The 23,772-nt window shown below is 50.0% G+C and carries 18 protein-coding genes; 6 read left to right on the forward strand and 12 right to left on the reverse strand.

What is annotated here, in order from left to right; translation table 11 throughout:
• Positions 1-42: 42 nt before the first annotated feature.
• The 3 genes from BLU97_RS12420 to BLU97_RS12430 form a co-directional block, all read right to left on the reverse strand.
• On the reverse strand, positions 43-1,770 hold the full coding sequence (locus BLU97_RS12420) for an acyl-CoA dehydrogenase family protein (RefSeq protein WP_074761873.1): 1,728 nt from the start codon (positions 1,768-1,770) through the stop codon (positions 43-45).
• A gap of 182 nt (positions 1,771-1,952) precedes the next feature.
• On the reverse strand, positions 1,953-2,978 hold the full coding sequence (locus BLU97_RS12425; RefSeq protein ID WP_074761874.1) for an electron transfer flavoprotein subunit alpha/FixB family protein: 1,026 nt from the start codon (positions 2,976-2,978) through the stop codon (positions 1,953-1,955).
• A gap of 6 nt (positions 2,979-2,984) precedes the next feature.
• Positions 2,985-3,857: an electron transfer flavoprotein subunit beta/FixA family protein gene (locus tag BLU97_RS12430; protein ID WP_013064028.1), complete on the reverse strand. Its 873-nt coding sequence runs from the start codon at positions 3,855-3,857 to the stop codon at positions 2,985-2,987.
• Between the two features lie 181 nt (positions 3,858-4,038).
• On the opposite strand from BLU97_RS12430, the gene BLU97_RS12435 reads away from it, so the two are divergent.
• Both BLU97_RS12435 and BLU97_RS12440 read left to right on the forward strand, forming a co-directional pair.
• A complete protein-coding gene (locus tag BLU97_RS12435; protein WP_081353020.1) occupies positions 4,039-4,761 on the forward strand; it encodes a hypothetical protein in 723 nt (240 codons plus the stop codon).
• Between the two features lie 7 nt (positions 4,762-4,768).
• Positions 4,769-5,143, forward strand: a complete 375-nt coding sequence (locus BLU97_RS12440) for a DMT family protein (protein ID WP_033149528.1) — start codon at positions 4,769-4,771, stop codon at positions 5,141-5,143.
• A gap of 9 nt (positions 5,144-5,152) precedes the next feature.
• Here the strand turns inward: BLU97_RS12440 and sprA are convergent, their stop codons facing one another.
• Together sprA and ruvA are read right to left on the reverse strand one after the other, a co-directional pair.
• Positions 5,153-11,998 (reverse strand): cell surface protein SprA, encoded by a 6,846-nt coding sequence (sprA, locus tag BLU97_RS12445; RefSeq protein ID WP_074761875.1) that lies wholly within the window; start codon positions 11,996-11,998, stop codon positions 5,153-5,155.
• Positions 11,999-12,121: 123 nt separating this feature from the next.
• Positions 12,122-12,724: a Holliday junction branch migration protein RuvA gene (ruvA, locus tag BLU97_RS12450; protein WP_074683595.1), complete on the reverse strand. Its 603-nt coding sequence runs from the start codon at positions 12,722-12,724 to the stop codon at positions 12,122-12,124.
• Between the two features lie 202 nt (positions 12,725-12,926).
• On the opposite strand from ruvA, the gene BLU97_RS12455 reads away from it, so the two are divergent.
• The gene (locus tag BLU97_RS12455; RefSeq protein ID WP_013064713.1) at positions 12,927-13,826 is read left to right on the forward strand and encodes a diaminopimelate dehydrogenase; all 900 of its coding nucleotides are present in this window, start codon (positions 12,927-12,929) and stop codon (positions 13,824-13,826) included.
• Positions 13,827-14,393 carry a phosphoribosylglycinamide formyltransferase gene (locus BLU97_RS12460; protein ID WP_074761876.1) on the forward strand — a complete coding sequence of 189 codons (567 nt, stop codon included), beginning with the start codon at positions 13,827-13,829 and terminating at the stop codon, positions 14,391-14,393.
• Positions 14,394-14,410: 17 nt separating this feature from the next.
• Here the strand turns inward: BLU97_RS12460 and BLU97_RS12465 are convergent, their stop codons facing one another.
• The 7 genes from BLU97_RS12465 to BLU97_RS12495 form a co-directional block, all read right to left on the reverse strand.
• Positions 14,411-15,667 carry a dihydrolipoyl dehydrogenase family protein gene (locus BLU97_RS12465; protein WP_074761877.1) on the reverse strand — a complete coding sequence of 419 codons (1,257 nt, stop codon included), beginning with the start codon at positions 15,665-15,667 and terminating at the stop codon, positions 14,411-14,413.
• A gap of 17 nt (positions 15,668-15,684) precedes the next feature.
• A complete protein-coding gene (gene gcvPB, locus BLU97_RS12470; protein WP_074761878.1) occupies positions 15,685-17,097 on the reverse strand; it encodes an aminomethyl-transferring glycine dehydrogenase subunit GcvPB in 1,413 nt (470 codons plus the stop codon).
• On the reverse strand, positions 17,094-18,410 hold the full coding sequence (gcvPA, locus tag BLU97_RS12475; RefSeq protein WP_074761879.1) for an aminomethyl-transferring glycine dehydrogenase subunit GcvPA: 1,317 nt from the start codon (positions 18,408-18,410) through the stop codon (positions 17,094-17,096). Before gcvPA ends, gcvPB begins: the two co-directional genes overlap by 4 nt.
• A 31-nt stretch (positions 18,411-18,441) precedes the next feature.
• On the reverse strand, positions 18,442-18,822 hold the full coding sequence (gene gcvH / locus BLU97_RS12480) for a glycine cleavage system protein GcvH (protein ID WP_013064567.1): 381 nt from the start codon (positions 18,820-18,822) through the stop codon (positions 18,442-18,444).
• A gap of 35 nt (positions 18,823-18,857) precedes the next feature.
• On the reverse strand, positions 18,858-19,967 hold the full coding sequence (gcvT, locus tag BLU97_RS12485) for a glycine cleavage system aminomethyltransferase GcvT (protein WP_074761880.1): 1,110 nt from the start codon (positions 19,965-19,967) through the stop codon (positions 18,858-18,860).
• A 14-nt stretch (positions 19,968-19,981) separates the two neighbouring features.
• Positions 19,982-20,671: a biotin/lipoate A/B protein ligase family protein gene (locus BLU97_RS12490; RefSeq protein ID WP_074761881.1), complete on the reverse strand. Its 690-nt coding sequence runs from the start codon at positions 20,669-20,671 to the stop codon at positions 19,982-19,984.
• A 91-nt stretch (positions 20,672-20,762) separates the two neighbouring features.
• Positions 20,763-21,728, reverse strand: coding sequence for a YqiA/YcfP family alpha/beta fold hydrolase (locus tag BLU97_RS12495; protein ID WP_074761882.1), 966 nt, complete (start codon positions 21,726-21,728; stop codon positions 20,763-20,765).
• A 107-nt stretch (positions 21,729-21,835) separates the two neighbouring features.
• On the opposite strand from BLU97_RS12495, the gene BLU97_RS12500 reads away from it, so the two are divergent.
• On the forward strand, positions 21,836-22,510 hold the full coding sequence (locus BLU97_RS12500; RefSeq protein ID WP_074762069.1) for an MIP/aquaporin family protein: 675 nt from the start codon (positions 21,836-21,838) through the stop codon (positions 22,508-22,510).
• A 25-nt stretch (positions 22,511-22,535) separates the two neighbouring features.
• The gene (locus BLU97_RS12505; protein ID WP_074761883.1) at positions 22,536-23,762 is read left to right on the forward strand and encodes a sugar MFS transporter; all 1,227 of its coding nucleotides are present in this window, start codon (positions 22,536-22,538) and stop codon (positions 23,760-23,762) included.
• The last annotated feature ends 10 nt before the right edge of the window (positions 23,763-23,772 follow it).

Here is a 23,772-nt window from a genome sequence, read left to right on the forward strand (position 1 = left end):
CTTATGCAGGATGCTCTATTTATAATAGCGTTTCGGGATTGCTTACTCAGCAGTCTCCTCGTCGTTAGCACGGAAGTTCTCGAGGTCCTCAACCTGAAAGGCCTTGATGTAAGCAGCCTTACCAAGGATATCCTCTTCGGCCATGCGAACATATACGTTAGCGCTCTTTGCGAACAGCTCAGGTGCCTTAGCAGCATCGCGGAGGATGAGCAGACACATCACGAGCTCGGCTGTCATGTCGTAGAGACGGCGAGCCAGGAAGTCGTGAGCATCCTGATTGTCGAGAGCCTTAACAGCAGCGAGAGCCTCCTCGTAAACGGGGATGAGCTTCTCAACACGGGCCTTGAGAGCAGCGTTAGCCTCAGCAGGCAGTGCAGCCAGCATGTCCTTGATGTTGTTGAGCATAGTGCCGTTGGTGATGTAGCGGATAGCAGCTACAACCTGCAACTGAGTGGTACCCTCGTAGATAGAGAAGATACGGGCGTCGCGGAACAGGCGCTGGCTCTTGTACTCCATGATGAAACCTGAACCACCGTGGATGCTGATAGCGTCGTAAGCGTTCTGGTTAGCATACTCAGAGTTCATACCCTTAGCCAGTGGTGTGAAAGCATCGGCCAGGCGCTGGTACTTCTTGAGCTCCTGCTTCTCCTCGGGAGTGAGCTTGCGGTCGCGCTCGATATCCTCCAAGCACTTGTAGATATCAACGTAAGCGGCTGTCTCATACAGCAGTGAACGACCAGCATCGAGCTTAGCCTTCATGCGAGAGAGCATATCATAGACAGCGGGGAAGTTGATGATAGCCTCACCAAACTGCTGACGCTCCTTAGCGTAAGCCAGACCCTCGTTGTAAGCCTCCTGTTCAACACCTACAGACTGTGCGGCGATACCCAGACGGGCACCGTTCATCAGAGCCATCACATACTTGATCAGACCCAGACGTGTGCTACCGCAGAGCTCGGCCTTAGCGTTCTTATAGGTGAGCTCACAGGTAGGTGAGCCGTGGATACCCAGCTTGTGCTCGATGTGACGAACATCAACACCGCCCTGGCGCTTGTCGTAGATGAACATTGACAGACCACGTCCGTCCTTAGTGCCCTCCTCAGAACGAGCCAGCACGAGGTGGATGTCGCTATCACCATTGGTGATGAAACGCTTCACACCGTTCAGGCGCCAGCAGTTCTCCTTCTCGTCGAAGGTGGCCTTCAGCATCACGCGCTGCAGGTCAGAACCAGCATCAGGCTCAGTCAGGTCCATAGACATACCCTCACCAGCGCAAACGCGGGGGATATACTTCTGGCGCTGCTCCTCAGAACCGAACTCGTAAAGAGTATCGATACAGCTCTGCAAGCTCCAGATGTTCTGGAAACCGGCATCGGCAGAAGAAATCATCTCAGAGAGCATAGAGAACACGGTGTTAGGCAGGTTCAGACCGCCGTAACGACGAGGCATAGAAACACCCCACAGACCAGCTTTACGGGTGGCGTCGAGGTTCTCGTAAGTCTTAGAGGCGTAGATCATACGACCGTTCTCGAGGTGTGGACCTTCGAGGTCGACGCTCTCAGAGTTTGGCTCGATGATGTTAGCAGCCACGTCGCCGGTGATGTCGAGAATCTGCTTGTAGTTCTCGATGGCATCGCCCAGGTCAACGGGAGCGTAGTCATATTCTTTCGCATCAGCGAAACCCTTTTCTTTCAGCTCAACGATACGAGCCATCAGGGGGTGGTTCAAGTAGAACCCGATCTCAGGATGATCGCTATAATAGTTTGCCATAATTATTTCTTTATTCTATATCTTATTGCGTTTGTAAGACTAACGCCTATTACATAGCCAATGCCAGCACCAAGGGCATAAGCGATAGCAGGATTAACGATTCCTCTCAGAAGTGCCACAATGGAGAACATAATGACAAGAATCAATACGATAGTAGCAATATGCAAAAAGATATTATTCATTTACTTACTGTTCTGCTTATAATACTTGATGAGTTTGGGAACAACCTCCTCAACCGTACCTACGATGACGTAGTCGGCGATGCGGTTGATAGGAGCATCGGGATCGCTGTTAACAGAGATGATGATACCAGAATCCTGCATACCAGCGATGTGCTGAATCTGTCCAGAGATACCGCAGGCAATATATACCTTGGGGTGAACAGTAACACCAGTCTGACCAATCTGACGGTCGTGATCCAGCCAGCCAGCATCGACAGCAGCACGGCTACCACCAACCTCACCATGGAGCACCTTAGCCAACTCGAACAGCATGTCGAAGTTCTCCTTAGAGCCAACACCATAACCACCAGCAACAACGATAGGAGCACCCTTCAGGTTGTGCTTAGCAGCCTCTACGTGGTGATCCAGAACCTTAACGACGAAAGCCTCGGGGCTAACATACTTGCTTACCTCCGGGTAAACAACCTCCTTCTTGCACTCACCCTCGTACAGAGCCTTCTGCATCACGCCAGAGCGTACAGTAGCCATCTGTGGACGGTGGTCGGGGTTTACGATGGTAGCTACGATGTTACCACCGAAAGCAGGACGAATCTGATAGAGCAGATTCTCGTATGTCTTGTTGTTCTTCTTATCCTCGAAAGGACCAATCTCCAGCTCTGTGCAGTCGGCAGTCAGACCAGAGGTCAGAGATGACGATACACGTGGACCGAGGTCGCGACCGATAACGGTAGCACCCATCAAACAGATCTGTGGCTGCTCCTCCTTGAAGAGGTTTACCAGAATATCAGTGTGGGGAGCTGAGGTGTAAGGGAACAAGTCCTTAGCGTCGAAAACAAACAGCTTGTCAACACCGTAAGGCAGAATCTGATCCTCAACCTTACCCTTGATGCCAGTACCGGCAACAATGGCATGGAGCTCAACCTTGAGTTCATTGGCGAGCTTGCGACCCTTGGTCAACAGCTCCTGAGATACTTCCTGTACCTGAGTACCTTCAATTTCGCAATATACAAATACGTTATTAGCCATATCTCGTTATCCAATGATTTTTTCGTCCAACAATTCTTTGATCATTCCCTCGATATCAGCATCAGAAGCCGTCAAAGTCTTCGACTCCTTAGCCTGGAACACGATGTTCTTGATGGCCTTTACCTTGGTAGGTGAGCCACTCAGACCGCACTGGTTTACATCGCCATCCACATCAGCCACGCTCCACTGGTTGAGTGTGAGCTCAGGACGCTGCTCGTACAGATAGTCGTAGGCAGTACCCTCGGCAGGACGCTCCATAGGACAGGTAGCGCGCTTGTACTTCATCACCAGCTTAGCATTCTGGGGACGACAAGGAGCAGCGCTTCCGTTAACAGTGATAACAACAGGCAGAGGAGCCTCTACGGTCTCAACACCACCATCGATCACACGCTTGATGGTAGCCTTACCATCCTTTACTGAGAGAACCTCCTCAGCGTAAGTTACCTGGTTGAGACCCAATTTCTGAGCCACCTGAGGACCTACCTGAGCGGTATCACCATCGATAGCCTGACGACCACCGATTACGATGTCGACATCGCCAATCTTCTTGATGGCAGTAGCCAGTGCATAAGAAGTAGCGAGGGTATCAGCACCAGCGAAGAGACGGTCGGTAAGCAACCAACCAGTATCAGCGCCACGATATAATCCCTGACGGATAATCTCACCTGCACGTGGAGGACCCATCGTGAGGATTCCAACTGTTGAGCCTGGGTTCTGCTCCTTCAAGCGAAGGGCCTGCTCCAGGGCATTCAAATCTTCTGGATTGAAGATGGCGGGAAGGGCTGCACGGTTTACGGTGCCTTCGGCAGTCATTGCATCCTTACCCACGTTACGGGTGTCTGGCACTTGCTTGGCCAGCACAACAATCTTTAAAGCCATATTTATTAATAATGTGAATGAAATTTCAAAATCGGCTGCAAAAATACACTTTTTTGAGCATACAGCCAAATAAAATGCACAAAAATACGCCGAATGTGCACAAATCAAGCAATTTGTGCAATTAAATAAGTACGAAAGTTTGCTTAATTATGCCAAAATGTTGTAATTTTGCAGCCGAAAAATGAATATTGAGATGAAAAAGTACATATTTATTGCTTTTGCCTGCCTTTTTGGCACCACCACCGTCCAGGCGCAGGACAAGGTAGAAACAACAGTAGAGGCCGACGTGGTAAGTCAGTATATCTGGCGTGGTATGGACTTGGGACATGTATCGTTACAGCCCACACTGGCCGTGAGTTACAAGGGATTAACACTCGAAGCATGGGGCAGCGTAGGACTGACCGACAGTAACGACACACGCGAGTTTGACGTGACCTTGAAATACACCACCGGTGGATTTAATTTCGGCATTGGCGATTACTGGTTTAACGAGGGTCTTGACCCGCAGAACCGCTATTTCCGTTACAATGCACACTCAACCAATCATGTGTTCGAGGCTAACGTAGGTTACGACTTCGGTCCGCTGGCATTACAGTGGTACACCAACATTGCGGGTAACGACGGCTTTACCTGTTGCGATCATCGCGCCTACAGCTGTTATGTAGAGGCCACAGCCCCCTTTAAGCTGGGTGGTTGCGACTGGCAGGCCACAGTAGGTGCCGTGCCCTTCTACACCACTTTCTACAATGCCGAGGGCTTTATTATAAATAATGTGACACTGCGTGCCGATCGTGACATCAAGATTACCGACCACTTCAGTCTGCCCGTGTTTGCCCAGATTACAGGCAACCCAGCCAGCGAGCACGCTTATTTTGTATTTGGATTTACATTAAAAGCATTCTAAAAACATTATGACAAACGGAATATACACCATCGTATTGCTCATATTGAGCAATGTGTTTATGACCTTCGCCTGGTATGGGCATCTGCGCCTGCAACAGTCGGGCATTTCGAGCAACTGGCCACTGTATCTGGTGATCGCCTTCTCATGGATGATTGCCTTTTTCGAGTACTGCTGTCAGGTTCCCGCCAACCGCATCGGATTTATCGACAATGGCGGTCCGTTCAATCTGGTACAGCTAAAGGTGATCCAGGAGTGCATATCGCTGGTAGTGTTTGCCGTGATTGCCAACTTCTGTTTCCAGCACGAGCAACTGCACTGGAACCACGCCGCCGCAGCACTCTGTCTGGTCATGGCGGTGTACTTTGTATTCATGAAACCGTAAGAAAATAGTTTATCGGGTTAACGAGAACTTCATAGATAAACCAAAATCATGCGTCGTTGTGGGATAGCTATTGCTTGACAACAACGGCGTATTTGTTTGTGTATCGTAATAAGCCGTCAGGGTGAGCAAACGCGAAAGTGTGTAATCGGCCATAAACGAGAGTTTGAAGGCAGAGTTACCACTGGATGCCGACGACACACCCGTGGCAATATCGCGGGTGATGGCCGCCTGCTTGCGCAGCGAGATATCGAGGCGCAGGTTCAAATCGTGGTTAACACCGGTCTTTCTAGAGAAGCTAGCCTGTCTGGTGTTGCCAGCGTTGCTGGCATCGCCAGACTTACTGGAACTTCTAGAATTTCTTGGGTTCTGGGCTTTGCTGATGGTGCGGTTGCCCTTGGCACCAAACAGATTAAAATCGCGGATTTTATAAGCCAGACCAACCACCCAGTCCTTACTGAGCGACTCGTTGAGCTGAATGCTGGTCATCGAGAGGTTGAGCACACGGGTGGTGCGGTATTCCAGCTTGGCCGTGAGGTCGTTCTGGAAGGTGGCATCCACACCCAGCAGGGGCGAGAAGGCCTCGTTGATGCTCACGGTAGAATAGCTGGTATTGACGTAGCTACCAACGCTATAAATGCTCTTATAAGCATGGTTCAGGTTCAGACTCTTCAGGTGTTCCTTTACCCAGGCCAGTTTCGACAGTCCGCCATAACGCACACTCCAGTTGGGCAACAGGCGGGCAAGCGACGGGAAGATGGCCAGCGACTTGCCTGCACCCGAGGTATAGGCCGACAGGAAAGCCGGGATAAGCACCTGGGGTGAATACTCCTCGCCTACCCTTTGCTGGAACTCGGGGATGAGCTCGCGGAAATGGTCGAAAGCGGCCGAACGATAGCCGTTGTTGGCATTACCCATACCTGCCAGCGCACCTCGCAAAGAAATGGTGGTGATATTAAACGTACCACTCAAGGTGGTGGGCATGCCATCGTACATATACTGTACACTCTTGGCGCGGGTATCGGTACGCGAGGCGGTGAGATCGATCTTCAGGTCGCGGATAGGCTCGAGTACCGCCTTTATCTGCAGATCCTTACTGGTGTTGATATTGGCAGGGGTGGATACGCTATCGTTCTGCAACAGCCAGTTGCGACCGAGGGCCTTATCGATATAGCCATCGCCCATCAGTCCGAAAGCAAAATCCAATCCTGGTGTCAGCAATCCATCAGTACGGTTCTGTCCCAACATATCGCCCACATTGGGCATAAAGCCAGGCAACAACATCGAATACTGGGTGCGATAGCTGATGTTCATACTACGCAGCATCATGAGCACACGCAGGGGGCCCTTGTTGCTCTTGTTGGCCTTTTGCAGAGCGGGGATGTGGTTATAGAGGGTGACGAAATTAAGCGCCACGTTCATGTTTACCTGACGGTTGCTGGTGATGGTGTTACCCAGACTGGTGCCATCCTCTAACTCGGTACCACGCACCCAGGTGTAGCGACCGCTATACGACGCGTCGGCATTCACCCAATCGAAGATGGGCAGTTTGTTGAGCGGAAACTGGTACGAGGCGGTTACCTGTTGCTGGTAATCGAGCGGTGTACCCCAGTTGCGGATGCTCTGTTTCACCGAGTCCTTCCAAGCCACATACTGATCGGGATACAGGTCCTTGTTGATCGGCGTATAGGGCTCTTCGATCTCGGCACGGGTGGCCGACTGGAAGGTAAAATGCAAGTTCTTGGTAAAGTCCCATCGCAGGGAGAAATCACGGTTCCATAGGAACTGCTCGGAGAATGTAAGTGGCAGGTTCTGATTCTCCAGACTCTCCAGGTCGCGCTCCTGAAGTTCGTAGTAGTTACGCGTCATCTCGGTATTGAACGAGATGCTCTGGGGCAGGTAGTTCAGACCTATCGACTTGGGGAAGTTGAGCCACTTCGACTTACCCTTGAGTTTCTTAAACGGCTCCCAAGTTTTATATACGGGCGAGTAAGAATAGTTCAGGGCGCCACGCCACTGGTCCTCGCGCTCGTAAACGGTGGTCTTACCCGAGGTGTTACGATGGGCATGACTGTACGAGAACGAGAAGTTGGCGGGATCGTAAGGCATAGGATGACGCTTGGTTTTCAATCCCCAGCGCAGGTTCGACAGCGCGAAGTTGGTGTTACGTGTTTTGGTAACAGCAATACTCTCGATGCTGTCGCGCTCGTGCTGGTTGGCGGCACTCTCCAAGGCATCGCTCAGGCGCATATCCGAATCGAGCGGATTATAACGTGGGCGCACCTCCTCGTGACTCACCGAGTAGTACAATGGCGCACTCACCTTGGCCTTGTCGGGGAAGAACTTACCCAACTCTAACTGGGCGGTAAACGAGTATTCCTTCTGGGTGTCGGTAGAGCGTTGCATCACACTCTCCTCCAGTCCACCAAAGCCATCGCTGATGTATCGGCCCGAGAGGTTCACGGTACCGAAATCAGACAGTTGCACGTTCATGGTGCCCGATGCCGCCCAACCGCCATTGTTGTTGGCATCCATCAATCGGAGCTCGTTCACCCACACCTCACCTGACTTCACCTGGTCGGAGATGTTACGCACACCAATCATCATCACCTTCACCTCGCCCAGAGTAGGGTTACCCTGCACACGTACCGTGTTGTTGGGTTTGCGAGGGTCGGGCTCGCTATAAACCTGATTAAAGCTACCGATACCCTGTGCCTTGGCCTGGTTACGGGCTTTCTTCAGTTTGGTAAACACATCAAGATTGATATCCAGCATGTTCTCTTCGGGCCACACCATACGGCGATCGGCCGTGGCATACTTACTATAATCGCTACGGTCGGGGGTGAGCTGAAGGGGTATCTCGTACTCGTAGTAGTTATTCTTATAGTCGCTACCCATACGCACAAACACAGCCAACTGGCCGTTCTGCAACTGGGTGGCATCGGGCACCAGGTGGTTGGCATGCACAAACATCTGCATGTGCTTGTACTGGCGCAGGTCGAGGTTCATGTTACGATAAACGGCCTTCGACTCGCCATGCTGCAAATCCTTCACCACCATATCGAGCGACTGCTCGTTGTTCTCAACCAACTGGGGCTGTGAGGGGTCGGTAACACGACTGATGCCTGGGGGCAACACGTAGTTAACGGGTGTTTTATCGTTGTTCTCCTCGATGTTCACGGCACTCACCTCGATGGTTCCACTCTCAGCACCTGTACCTAAGCTCTGCTTATACACACGCCACTCGCCACGTACCAGGTCGAGCGAACCGAAACGCAATACGATAGGCTTCTGGAAGCCCGTCATAAACATACGCATAAAGCGCACACTGGTAAAATCGCTGATGCTACCCACCTTGCGTTCGTACTCGGTAAGCGGAATGCGGAACTGGTACCAGTTAACACTGGTGGTATCGCCGTTACGCAACTTCACACTGCTGGTACGCATATCGGTGATAAAGCAATCGGCAGGGGGGACGCCATTGCGATAGGCATCCAGTATCTCGGGACTGATGCGCACCTTGTACTGGTAGTAGCGCTCGTACTCGTTCAGGGTGTAGTCCTGGTTGATATCCTCAACATCGGGACCGCTCTTATAGCTGGTATCGTAACTCTCGGTCTGGTCCTCGGTCTCGGGTGAGTTGTCCTGTGGGTTGTTGATCCGCTTGTAGCGTTCGAGGATGCTCTTGCGCTCGTTGTCGAAATCGGTGCCACGATAGTAGTGATAATCGTCGCCTGCAGGGTCCTGTCGCCAGGCTTGTAGGGTGCTGTCGTTGGTTACCACACCACTCACAGCATTCAACCAATCGTGGTAGGCACCATACTGTTGCTCCTCTTCATCCGTTAATCCATTGTAACCCACATCCTGCTTTTTACGCGAGCCGGTGGTGGTAGCAAAAGCATAGGTCTGGGTGGCCTGCACGGGTATCTTTCCCCACTGAGTGGTGGTAAAATTGTTACTGCCATCCACGGGCATGCCACTCTCGTAGAATTTCTTGCCATCGCGCAGGATATCCTCGGATATCTCACCCAGGTTAAAATACAGGTCGCCAGCATAATCCGAAGCCCTACCCTGCTCACGGGTATAGATGAACGGATCGAGCAACCAGAACTCGATATACTCGATGTTGGCCTGCTCAAAGTCGTTGGTATCAATCTTACGCATCATACCACCCCATTTGGTTTCGGGCTGTTGCAGGGTACCATCGGCGTTAAGACCCAACGAGAGGTTGTAAGGACCACGCTCCTGGGGGTAGTAAGCCAGGTTAAGAATTGGCAGGGTTGAGGTGGCGCCGTTATAGGTGCTCTGGTCGCGGTTGGGATACAGTTCCTTGACGTACACCTCGCGCACATAGTGGTTGGAGAGCTGATTAAGGTCGCTCTTGATATGGGCAGGAGTAAGCGTAGAACTGCGACGGGTAAAGATAGGATCGACATTATACCAAGCCAGCAGAGCACGGTTATAACCACTGGTAACACCCGTTTTATCGCTACTCTCGGGGAACATCGAGGGCACACTCGAGAGTGTCCACTCCTTGGGGTTGCTCATATCCAGATAGCTCTTGGTATTCTCGAAATCATCTACATACGAGGCGTTATCCTGCGTACCACGGGCTGTACCGGCAATCAACTGGGCAAACTCGCCTGTAAACGAAATGTGCGAGGGTTCTTTTACATGCAGGAAAGGTATCTTGTTGAGCATGGTGGTGAGCCACTGACTCTCCTGTTTCCAGTTGATGCTCAAACCCCAGATGGTGTTGCTCAGAGGTTCCTCGCCCATGGTCACCTTCGAGGTAAGGGCCTGCTCGCTCAGGTGCATCAGCGTACCACCGATAGTGAGACTCTTGGAGAGTTCGTACTCCCAGTTTACGCCAAACATGGTTTTGCGCTGCATGCCGTATTCGGTATCCGACTCGAGCGACACGTTCACGTTGGTGCCCGCATCGATGATACTCTGGTTCAGGATGGTTACCTCGCCTGCCGAGTAATCAACCGAATAATCGGAGCCCTCGGTAAGCACCACGCCACCAGCCGTTACCACCACCGAGCCTTGGGGTACATTCATAGAACCCAACGAGATGACATTGGCCGATGTGCCTTTGTACTGGCCCACCAACAGGTATTTGTCTTTCTCGGCTATCAGTTTGGCCACCGTCTTGGTTGAGTCGTACAACTCACTGAACACGTATTTCTCGGCCTCGGATGCGGGCAAACCGTTCTTCTTCAACTGCTGGCGCAGGTAGTCACCAAAGGGTTCGGCAGATGGCAGGAACACACGACCATCGCTCACGGTGTAGCCCTCAACAAAATCGAAGTAGCCATTAGAATGCAGTTTATTGTTATTATCCAGGCGATCGCAACCCAGCATCTTCAGGAGCGTAGTGTTTTTCACACGCTGATCGGGGATATAGGTGAGATACACACCTGCGGTATCGCTCTGGAACTTGATATCCAGACGGAACTTGGTTTTCTCGACCTTCGAAGCCAGATAATACACGTTTTTCATCATCAGTTTCCAGTTGGATTGCGAAGGATTATTCGAGGTATTCTTCAGCGACTTCACAAAGAGTGCCTTGGAGGTCTCGGTAATATCTGCGGCAAACTCGCCCACCTTATAGGTCACACCACCCAAAGTAAACTCGTAAGCCACGGCCAGCACCTGATCGGTCTGGAGTCCGCTCTTCAGTGAGATATAACCCAAGGCCTTGTTGACGGTGTATTCGGATGAGGTGAGCAAACGGGCACTGGCCAGTTTCTCGTAGTCGCGCCCACTCTCAAAATCGGGCATACCAGCCAGCACACTATTGGTCTGGTCGATATCACGTGCATCGGCATACTGGGTGGTCAGGGTGCTATACAGGGTGTTAGCATCATTATCGGGTACACGCTGCGAGCCCTCGCCCAAGTCGGTTACCGCCACAATGTTACGGGTATTCGAGGTGGTGCCGGTCTTATTGGTCACCCAAATCTCCACACGGGTTATCTCGATACCGGTAGTGAGGTTTGGCAGGGAGCTCATGGCCTGATCGTAGCGGTTACGGAAATAGTGCGACAGGAAGAAGTGGCGGTTCTCCTCGTAATCGGCCACATCGAGTTCGAAAGCAGTGGTCTGTGTGCCACCTTTCGATGAGACGCTCTTGGATGATGATTTCTTCTGCGAGAGCACGGTCTGGAGTTTCAGTCGTCCGAACTGCATATCGGTACGCACACCAAACAAACTGCTGGCACCTTTTACCAACGAGTTGTTACTGGGGAAGGTGATGTTACCTGCCTCGACCAGTTTGATAATCTCATCCTCTTTACCCTCGTACTTCAACTTCAGATTCTGGGCATCGAAATCAAACGTGGCATCGGTATTGTAGTTCAGGTTCATGTTCACCTTGTCGCCCACCTTACCGTTCAGGTTCAGGTTCACCTTCTCGTCGAAATCAAACGAGGTAGTTTTACGGTTACGGATGGGCAATGAGGGGTTATCAATCTTCTTGATGTTACCACCAATCTTCAATTCGGCCGTTCCCTGGGTTTTGATACGCACACCACCAGGACCGAAAATCTTCTCGGCTGGTCCCAAGTCGAAGTGCATATCCATCAGGTCGAACTTATCCTTACCTGCGTTCTGGGTATTCTCTTCGTTTTTCTTGTGAAAGAAATCGTGCAAGGCACGTTTCTCAACATACAGACGATACTCCTCGGGTGTCATCAGCGTGGGCACATTCAGGTACGAATCGCCCATCTTCTGTCCGATGTAATAAACGTTCAGCGAATCGTTATACTCCACCGTTTCGCGGATATTGTCGGGTGTCTTCAGGTAGTTCTTCGTCTGCGCATGCGCCCCCGCGCACGCGAACAAAACCACCATCAGTAATCCTACAATCCGCTTCATAACAATTATTTTTGGCACGGATTACGCGGATTACACAGATTTTCCTCGCGGAGAATAAAAATAATCCGTGTTAATCCGTGTAATCCGTGCCTATATTTATCACTTGATTTGCTTAAGGGCGAGTTTAACAACCTCCTCAACGGGAGCGTTGGGGTTAGCCTGGAGAATCTGGAGCACCACCTTCTGGGTGGGAGCTGGGGCAAAACCAAGCATGGTGAGTGCCGCAATAGCCTCGTCCTTGACCTGATTATTGACCGGTGCCGCTATCTGTCCACCTGCAGGAATCTCGTCCGAGATACCCAACGTTACTATCTTATCCCTCAGATCGACGATGATACGCTGGGCCGTCATCTTACCAATGCCCTTAATGCCCTGTATCAACTTGGCATTACCCGTTGAAATGGCATTACAAAGCTCGGCCACACTCATGCCCGAAAGCATCATACGCGCTGTGTTGGCCCCCACACCACTCACGGTTATCAACAACAGGAACATCTCGCGCTCCTTCTTGTTTACAAAGCCAAACAACACGTGCGCATCCTCGCGAATAGCCTCGTAAACATAGAGCTTAACTTCTTTTTTCCCCTGGATGGCACTGAATGTATTCAGTGATATGTTCAGACCGTAGCCTACACCACACGCCTCGACAGTTGCTAAAGCGGGAGTCAACTCGGTCAGTTCTCCCTTAATGTATTCAATCATAAACTTACTATTTTGTATATATACATCTAAATAAACGTAGAAACCTTACAATTTATTGTATTTTAAGGCAAGAAAGTTTCAATTCGTCACAAATTGAAAGTTTTTAGATAATTTTCACGTCAGATAGTTACGTAATTCGAGATAAAAGCATTACTTTTGCAACCGCAAACATAGAAATAATCATCAAAAGAATAAATAAAACATGAAGAAAATCAGAGCAGCCGTAGTAGGTTACGGCAATATCGGTAAGTATGCGCTTGAGGCTCTCGAGACCGCTCCCGACTTTGAAGTAGCTGGTATCGTGCGTCGTAATGGCGCTGAGAACAAGCCCGCCGAGCTGGCACAGTATGAGGTTGTGAAGGATATCCGCGACCTGAAGGATGTAGATGTAGCTATCCTCGCTACCCCTACACGTAGCTGTGAGGAGTATGCTAACCAGATTCTGCCATTGGGCATTAACACTGTTGACTCTTTCGATATCCACACACAGATTCGTGGCTATCGTGAGCGTCTGATGAAGCTGAACAAAGAGACAAACACCGTTAGTGTGATTGCCGCAGGATGGGATCCAGGTTCAGATTCAATCGTACGTACCCTGATGCAGAGCTTGGCTCCAAAGGGTCTGAGCTACACCAACTTCGGTCCTGGTATGTCGATGGGCCACAGTGTATGCGTACGTTCTAAGGAGGGTGTTAAGAATGCACTGAGCATGACTATCCCCTTGGGCGAGGGTATCCACCGCCGTATGGTATATGTAGAACTGGAAGAGGGCGCTAAACTCGAAGAGGTAACAAAGGCTATCAAGGCCGATCCTTACTTCGCTTCTGACGAGACTCACGTGTTCCAGGTAGAGAGCGTTGACGACGTTCGCGATATGGGACATGGTGTAAACCTGGTACGCAAGGGTGTGAGCGGTAAGACTCAGAACCAGCGTCTGGAATTCAACATGAGCATTAACAACCCTGCACTCACTGGTCAGGTTCTGGTAAACGTTGCTCGTGCCTCTATGCGTCTGCAACCCGGATGCTACACAATGGTAGAGATTCCAGTCATTGATATGCTGCCTGGTGACCGTGCCGACCTTATTGAGCATCTGGTATAAATGAACATTGCGATTTTCGTATCAGGTGGCGGTACCAACTGCGAAAACCTGATTAAATATTTTGCTGGCTCCGAGAACGTGAATTGCGCTCTCGTAGTCAGCAATAAGTTTGATGCCTACGCATTGGTTCGTGCCGAGCGTTTGAATGTGCCAACAGCTGTAACACCTAAAGCAGAACTGAACGACCCTAAAATAATGCTACCTCTGCTGAAGAAGTACGACATCGATTTTATCGTATTGGCAGGCTTTCTGCCATTGGTTCCCAGTTTTCTGATAGATGCCTATCCACATCGTATCATCAACATCCACCCTGCCCTATTGCCCAAGTACGGCGGCAAAGGTATGTGGGGGCGCCACGTACACGAGGCGGTGAAAGAGGCTGGCGAGACCGAGACGGGTATGACAGTACACTGGGTAACCCCCGTGTGTGATTCTGGTGAGATTATCGCCCAATACAAGGTTGCCATCTCTCCCAATGACACTGTAGATGACATCGCCGAGAAAGAGCACCAACTGGAAATGAAATACTTCCCCAAGGTTGTTGAGGAAGTATTAAACAATCTGTAAAGTTATAAAGTCCGTTGTTACTCTACAGCGGACTTTAATATTTCTGACAGTGTAGGATGGATATGTACCATATCGGCGAGTTCGGCGATAGTGGTATGTTTGCACATCAGCACGCTCACCTCCTGTACAATATCAGCCGAATGGGCGCCATAGGCATGACAACCTAAGATGGCACCATCCTCAGGTGACACGAACAACTTCAACATACCCTCTGTTTCGCCCATCGCCAAAGCCTTACCATTGGCACGCCAGAACGACTTTCTGCACTCATAAGCAAGACCTTCGGCTTTGAGCTGGTCTTCGGTTGGACCCACACAAGCGGCTTCGGGCTGTGTAAAGATGGCCGCAGGCATGATATCAAAACGGATATTGTCGGGTTTGCCGATAATCTGATTCACCACATGGATGGCCTGCATCTCAGCGGCATGAGCCAGCATCTGCTTGCCATTTACATCGCCAATAGCGAAGATGCCATTAACGGTAGTCTTGAAGTGATCATCTACGGTAACGCCCTTGCGCTCATCGAACTCAATACCAGCATTGGCAAAGTCAGCCTGCACACGAGGTTTTCTACCTGTAGCCATCAGGACAACATCGGCATCGATATCGGCGATATCTTCTACGGCAGTCTTCATCTTAAAGGTAATACCGCCTTTCTCAAGATACTTGCGCAGGCGCTTGGCGATATCGCTATCAAGGGCTGGCAAGCACTCCTTCAGATACTCAATCACCGTTACCTCGGTACCAAAGCGATTGAACACCGAGGCGAACTCCATACCTATCACACCGGCACCAATAATAGCCAGGCGCTTGGGCTGGGTTTCGAGATTCAACAAGCCAGTAGAATCTACCACACGAGGGTCTTCCTTTCCTTTAATAGGGAGCCATTTGGTTTCGGAGCCAGTAGCAATAATGATGGGAGCCTCCCCCAGCCCCATTCCCGAGCAAGACTCGCCTACCCGTAGCCTTTCCAAAAGGAGGGGAGTTGTGGCAAAACTCGCATTTTCTCTTACCAATGTGATATTGGGATGTGAGAGGATGGTTTCTACACCTTGGCGCAGTTGGGGCACGACGGAAGCCATGCGTTCGCGGGCCTCGGCAAAGGTAGCACTATGCACATAGGTCTTAGTGGGGATACAACCCACATTCAAGCAGGTACCACCTACCTCAGAACCTTCGAAGATGACCACCTTCAGGCCCTGCTTAGCGGCATATTCAGCGGCGCGGTAACCACCTGGGCCCGCGCCGATGATAATCAAATCAACTTTTTCCATTGAACATTGACCATTGATCATTGAACATTCTCAGCCAGGAGTTGACGGTAGGTCGTAACAGGATGCTTGGCGGCGAGGACATCGTCGACACGACCAATAGGCGTATTGTGTGGAGCACCCTTCACCAGTTCGGGATCGGTCTTAGCCTCCTCGGCAATCTGTCGCATCACGGCAATAAAGCTATCCAGCGTTTCCTTCGACTCGTTCTCCGTAGGCTCGATCATCAAGCTCTCGTGGAACAACAAGGGGAAGTAGATGGTTGGCGCATGATAGCCGTAATCGAGCAATCGCTTAGCCACATCCATCGTGGTAACACCCGTCGATTTATCCTTCAGTCCGTCGAACACAAACTCATGACAACAGATGGTGTCGATAGGCAGTTCGTACACATCCTTGAGCGACTCCTTGATATAATTGGCGTTCAAAGTGGCTAACGGACCAACCTCCTTGACATGTTCACGACCCAACGAGAGGATGTAAGCATAGGCACGCATCATCACACCATAGTTACCCTGATAGGGCGATACAAAGGGGAAGCAATCCTGCAATCCCTCGCGAACACCTACAGGACCAGCACCAGGACCACCACCGCCATGAGGCGTTGAGAAGGTCTTATGCAGGTTAATATGCATCACATCAAAGCCCATATCGCCAGGACGACAAGCGCCCAGCATCGGGTTCAGGTTTGCACCATCGTAATACATCAATCCGCCACAGGCATGAATCAACTGGGCAATCTCTGGAATACGGGTTTCAAACAATCCGAGGGTATTAGGATTGGTCATCATCATAGCAGCAATCTCAGTTCCCTGCTCAGCTACCAAGCGTTGCAGATCCTCGAAATCAACCTGACCATTAGCCAACGATTTCACCTCAACAATCTCCAAGCCACACACTGCGGCCGAGGCAGGATTGGTACCATGGGCGCTATCGGGCACAATCACCTTTTTGCGCGCCATATCACCACGACTGCGATGATAGTTGTCGATAGTCATCAGTCCCGTTAACTCACCATGGGCACCTGCATAGGGCTTAAAGGTGAAGTGAGCCAGACCTGTGAGTGCGCAGAGAGATTTCTCAAGCAACGTTACTAATGCCTGCGCACCACGTACCGTTTCGCCAGGTTGCTCAGGGTGCAGATTCTGGAACTGGGGCAGAGCGGCCATCTCCTCGTTGATTTTTGGATTGTACTTCATGGTACATGAACCCAGAGGATAGAAGCCCGTATCAACACCAAAGTTATTATTGGAGAGGTTGGTATAATGGCGCACCACGGTGAGCTCGTCGCACTCAGGCAACTGAGCCTCTTCGGCACGTTTCATCTCTGCAGGTATCTCGTAACTGCCAAAATGATTCTTAGGCAGACTATAGCCTTTGCGGCCCTCCTTTGAGAGCTCAAAGATCAGATTTCCATATAATCGATTGTTCATAGGGCAGCAATGTTTACGAGGTTATCAATTTCTTCCTTGGTACGCTTCTCGGTAACGGCAAACAGAATGCCATCACCCAGCTTTACGCCACCCAGTATACCTGCTTCCAGCAAGTGCTTAGAGAGAGTATCAACATTGCCATCATACTTTACGTAGAACTCATTAAAGAACGGTTTGTCGAAAGCCAGATGGAACTTACCTGTTTTAACCAGTTCATCACAAAGATAATGAGCACCGGCATACGAGAGCTCTGCGGCCTCTTTCACACCCTGCTTACCCATCAACGACAGGTACATGGTAACAAAGAGCGCCATCAGACTCTGGTTTGAACAGATGTTTGAAGTGGCTTTCTGACGACGGATATGCTGTTCGCGAGCCTGCAGGGTGAGCACAAAGGCACGCTGATCGCGATTATCCTTGGTCATACCCACAATGCGTCCTGGCATCTTACGAATCAACTTCTCGGTGCAACACATATAGCCTACGTAAGGACCACCAAACTGCATGGGGATACCCAAGCTCTGACCATCGCCCACGGCAATATCAGCACCCCACTCGCCAGGTGTCTTCAGCACAGCCAAGTCGGCAATCACACTATTCACCACAAAGAGGGCCTTCTGTTCATGACAAGCCTCAGCAAAGCCGGTAAAGTCTTCAACAATACCATACACGTTAGGCTGTTGCACAATAGCACCAGCCACACCACCTTTTGCGAGTTGAGATTTGAGAATTGAGAGATCGGTAACACCATCCTTCAGGGGGATGGTTTCGAGTTCGATTCCCTGATGCAGGGCATAGGTATCGAGCACCTCGCGGGTCTTGGGATTCAGACCGGCTGATACCAGCACCTTGTTCTGTTTCTTACCTGCGGCAACGGCCATCATCATAGCCTCGGCAGTAGCGGTAGTACCATCGTACATCGAGGCGTTAGAGATGTCCATCCCAGTCAGTTCGGCCATCATGCTCTGATACTCAAAGATATAGTGCAGGGTGCCCTGTGATATCTCAGCCTGATACGGAGTGTACGAGGTAAGGAACTCTGAACGTTGCAACAAACTGGGGATAACAGATGGCATATAGTGATCGTAAACACCATAGCCAGCAAAGCAGGTAAGCTGTTGGTTCTGCGAACCCAACTTATCAAACAGTTGGCGCACTTCCAACTCGCTCATCTCCGAGGGCAACTGGTAGTCGCCCTTAAAGCGGATGGCATCGGGTATCTGGGCATACAGACCATCCAGGTCCTTCACCCCCACCTTCTCCATCATCGCCTGCAAGTCGTCACTTGTATGCGGAAAATACTTGTAATCCATAGATAGTATATTTTTGGCACGTGCCTAATAATTATTTCTCACAGAAAGCAGCGTAGGCCTTGGCATCCATCAGGTTCTCAACCTCAGAAGGATCGCTGAGCTGTACTTTAATAATCCAGTTCTCAAAGGCATCCTGGTTGATGAGTTCGGGCTGGTCGTCGAGGGCTTCGTTAACCTCAACAACAGTGCCACTAACGGGCGAGATCAGATCTGATGCAGCCTTTACGCTCTCAACGGCGCCAAACTCCTCACCTGCTTCAACCTCGTCGTCAACATCAGGCATATCTACATAAACCACATTGCCCAGAGCATTCTGAGCGTAGTCGGTAATACCTACAAAACCAAAATCACCTTCTACTCTAACAAATTCATGAGACTCTGAGTAGTAGAGTCCTTCAATTACTTTAGCCATATCTTTTACAATTTTAGGAATTACAATTTATTTTGTTATTTCTTGTAGCTCTTATTATAGAACTGCTTCTTTACCACCTTGCCTGGGAATACCTTTTTGCGAATCTGAATCTGCACATCGGTATCCAGTTTGGCGTATGCGGCATCGATGAGTGCCATGCACACGCTCTTATCTGTAGATAAGGTGTGATAGCCAGTTGTCACCTCACCGATAGGTTCGCCTGCCATGTTCAGCACGGTGTAACCATGACGGGGGATGGCCTTATCCATCAGTTCGATACCCACCAGTTTCTTAGCAGGACCTTCGGCCTTTTGCTTGGCCAGTGCCTCCTTACCAATAAACTCGGTCTTATCCAACTTAACGAACATGCCCAAGCCTGCCATGATTGGGGTAATCTCCTCAGAGAGTTCGTCGCCATAAAGTGGCAAGCCCACCTCAAAGCGTAGCGTATCGCGACAACCCAGTCCACATGCCTGAACACCTGCTGCAATCAGCTTATCCCAGCACTCACGGATATAGTCGTGGTTGGCATAAATCTCAAAGCCATCCTCACCGGTATAACCTGTACGAGAGATGATAACGTCGCCAATAGTCTTACAGGTATAGAATACCAGTTCGGCACAAGGCAGACCCAATACCGTTTCAACGATATGCTCGCTCTCTGGTCCCTGAACAGCTATCTGACCGTAGAAGTCGGAACGGTTCTGCAGATCGATATCAAAGCCCTCGGCATTCTGTTGCATCCAGGCCCAGTCCTTATCGATGTTAGCGGCATTGATGACCAGGAAGAAATCGTTCTCGCCCATCTTATACACCAACAGATCGTCAACCGTACCACCATTCTCGTAGCACATCATACCATAGTAGATCTTGCCCACAGGAGCACCAGCGATATCGTTGGTAAAAATGTGCTGCACATAACGCTCGGCATCAGGACCTTTTACGGTTACCTCGCCCATGTGCGAAACATCAAACAAGCCCACATGCTCGCGAACGGCCGTATGCTCGGGGGCAATACCAGCCATCTGATAAAGCAAGGGCATGTCAAAACCACCAAACGTTACCATGGTGGCACCAAGCTGTAGATGCTTGTCGTACAAGCAAGTACGCTTTTCTTTCTTTTCTAATTCTTGTTTTATTGCCATAGATTATTGTATTTTTAATTATTGTATTTTAATGATTCTATTTGTTCTATGTCCTTAATTTGTCGGTTTGTGAGCATCACCTCGCCATCACACAGGGTTTGCCGTATCAGTGTTTTTATCTCGTCGAGCGATAACGTGGTGTGGTCTTTTAAAAAGGTGATGCGTTGCCGCACGCTCTGTATACCTTTCTTCTCCAACTTCTCCGGTCCTGGCGTGATGGCATTCAGCATGTGCTCCATATTGGTGTCGTAGAGCATGGTGCTATGAACGATGCTGCGCCCAGGCAACTGATAGAAAGCCGTGCCGCACACTTTTTTATCACCTATCATAATATCGTTATGCGTGGTGCTGGTGGCTTCGACGCCCATCTTATGCAGCACCAGTTGCACCATCGTTACAAAACGGTTAAAGGTAAAGCCTACGTTATCGCCATCCGTAATCATCGAGAGCATCAGGTTGTCCATATCGGCATACACACATCCACCACCACTCTTACGGTGATACACATGGATGCCGTGCTCACGACAATAGGCCAAGTTTACCTCGTTCTCAACCACCTGGTTGCGACCATAGATAACACTGGGCTCTACTTGCCACATAAAAAAGCAGTCGGGTTCGTTCAGATTTCGCGCCACATACTCCTCCATCGCCAGATAGAAACTTAGGCGACGGGGTTCGTTAGTAGGTAAGGCGATATATTTCATCTGTAAAGTATAGTCATTAAAACTTTCTGCAAAAATATGAAGATTTTATGTAACCGCCAAATTCTTTCCTCTAAATAATGCTAAATCTTATTTATTGTCCGCCCAGACGTTCAAAGTAGGGTATCACATCGTCCCACGTCTTAAAGGTATCGCTTCCAAACTCTATCAGCGTAGCCATGCCATCAACCTTCTGTGTATCAATCAGATAATCACCATACAGCAGTTGTTTCTGGTTGGTAAAAATGGTATGTCCGTAGGCTGGTACGTTGATGTATTCATACAGCCAGGCGTTCACATCGGCATAATCCTTGGCATCTACCGTAGCAGGAGCCACAAAGTAGAGTTGATAGGTTTCGAGCAACTGGCGGATGGCTTTTTGCGACGAACTGCGTGGTTTGCCATACTGATCAATCAGCGTGTTGGTGCTGATATACACAATGGGGCGCTCCCTACCCTCCTGCTTGTCACTCACCCAACGGATGACAGGCACCACCGAGTGCATAAACGAACCATCGTTCATACGGTGCTCGCCATGAAAGCGAACGGCCTGCTGGTAATGCTCACGGAACAGGTCGTAGGTGTTCACAGTGGTATCCTCGTCGCCAAACAAGCCCCAGACATGTTGCTGTTCGGCATCGCTGGTATCGGCAAAGCACTTTTCGGTGATATCCTTATACTCCTTTACCAGGGCCTTGGTAACGATAAAATCCTGCACGCCATCCTGTCGTGGGTTCTGAAAGTGCTGGGCACCAATCATACCGTGCTCTTTCATTGTATCGCCCATCTGCATGGCAGGGTTCACCAGAATGCGGTCATAGCCATGCAGCATCTCGGCATACATACCCCCCATCGAGGTACCGATAATCAGGTCGGGCTTCTCGGTTTCACATATCTTATATAATAGAGCCATCGCCTCCTCGGGGTGGATGGGCAGGTCGGGGGCAATCACCTCGGCCTCGGTCAACACCTCACGGATACGAGTTACAGTGCCACTCTGCCCCGACGAGGCAAAGCCATGCACATACATTACTTTTTTACCATTAAATAAATCCATCATGGTGCAAAATTACAAAATTACCGCGAAAAAATTTGCACGGAACGAAATAATTTGTATCTTTGCAAGCAAAAATCTACATATCAATCAACATTTTAAACTTCTATGTTATGAAAAAGTATTTAGCAGAAATGGTGGGCACTATGGTGCTCGTGTTGATGGGCTGCGGTGTAGCAGTTAGTTTGGGTTGCGACCCAGTAAACAACATCCCCGCTGTGGTAGGTACGGCATTTGCCTTTGGCTTATCGGTGGTGGCAATGGCCTATACCATCGGTGGCATCAGTGGTTGCCACATTAATCCTGCCATCACCTTAGGATGCTTCCTTAGTGGCCGTATCAGTGGCAAGGACTGCGGCATGTACATGCTGTTCCAGGTGATTGGCGCTTTCATCGGCTCTCTGCTATTGTATATACTTACCGAGAATGTACCAGGTTTGGAGGGTACTGGTGCCAACGATCTGCAGGCTAACGTAAGTGTGCTGGGCGGACTGCTGGCCGAGATTATCTTTACCTGTGTATTTGTGCTCGTAGTGCTGGGCGCTACTGCCAAGACCAATGGTGCCACCAACAACTTTGCCGGACTGGCTATCGGTCTGTCGCTTATTCTGGTTCACCTGGTTTGCATCCGTTATACAGGCACATCGGTAAACCCTGCCCGTTCTATCGCTCCTGCCATCTTCGAGGGCGGCACTGCTTTGTCTAATCTTTGGATTTTCATCGTTGGTCCTTTTATTGGTGGTGCATGTGCAGCAGGTATCTGGAAACTGATTGATTCAGATAAATAAATATATAAAAAGGAAATTAACTACAGTGAAACAAAACAACGGACTTTTTAGGGCAAACGGCGCCAACTATTTGGTGCCGTTTGTATTGATTACAACACTCTTTTTCTTGTGGGGATTTGCCCGTGCCATTTTGGATGTGCTTAACAAGCACTTCCAAAACGAGATGCACATCAGCATCACCCAGTCGAGCCTCATCCAGGTAACCACCTATATGGGCTACTTCCTGATGGCTATCCCCGCAGGTTTGTTTATTAATCGCTTCGGCTATCGTCGTGGCGTAGTATTCGGATTGCTACTGTTTGGTCTGGGCTCATGGCTGTTTGTGCCTTGTACCGAGGCAGGCACCTTAGATGCCTACCTGTTTGCGCTGTTCATCATCAGCGTAGGCTTGGTATTCCTCGAGACTGCCGCCAACCCTTATGTGACAGAACTCGGCGGTAAAGAAACGGCCTCCAGCAGATTAAACCTCTCACAGTCGTTCAACGGTCTGGGTTGCCTGTTTGCCACCTTTGCCGTAGGACAGTTTCTGTTCAGCGATGGTGGTGGCAACGTAGAAATACCCTACGTTATCTTAGGATTCGTGGTATTAATCATAGCAGGCATCTTTGCTCGTGTTGATCTGCCTGAGATACGTCATAACGATGGACTGGAGGATAAAGCCAAGTACGGTCGCGAGCCACTGAAGCGCATCTGGCGCCACAAATATTTTGTGTATGGACTTATCGCCCTGTTCTCATACGAGGTAGCCGAGATTTCTATCAACAGCTATTTCATCAACTATGTTACAGGCATGGGCTGGATGGACGATCGCACGGCCTCGATGGTGCTCACTGGAGCCTTAGCCTTCTTTATGGTAGGCCGTTTTGGTGGCAGCTTTATCATGCGCTGGGTACCTGCCGAGCAGATGTTGCTTATCTGTGGTTGCGGTTGCGTACTGTGTACCATGGTGGTACTGATGAATTTCGGTAAGCTGTCGATGATTGGTCTGTTAGGCAACTATCTGTTCGAGGCTATCATGTTCCCCACCATCTTCTCACTCGCAGTTCGCGGATTAGGCTCACTCACCAAGAGTGCCTCCAGCATTCTGATGATGACCCCTGTAGGCGGATGCGGTTTCCTGTTGGTAGGCATCATAGCTGATGCTACCGACATGATAGTACCCTTCATCATCCCTCTACTCTGTTATATCGTGGTTGGTCTGTACGGCTTCGGCCTCACCATCCACCGCGAAGAAAAAGGCTTGCTCGATTAACTCGAGCAAG

This window comes from Xylanibacter ruminicola (genome assembly GCF_900107775.1).
Classification (GTDB): Bacteria; Bacteroidota; Bacteroidia; order Bacteroidales; family Bacteroidaceae; genus Prevotella; species Prevotella ruminicola_C.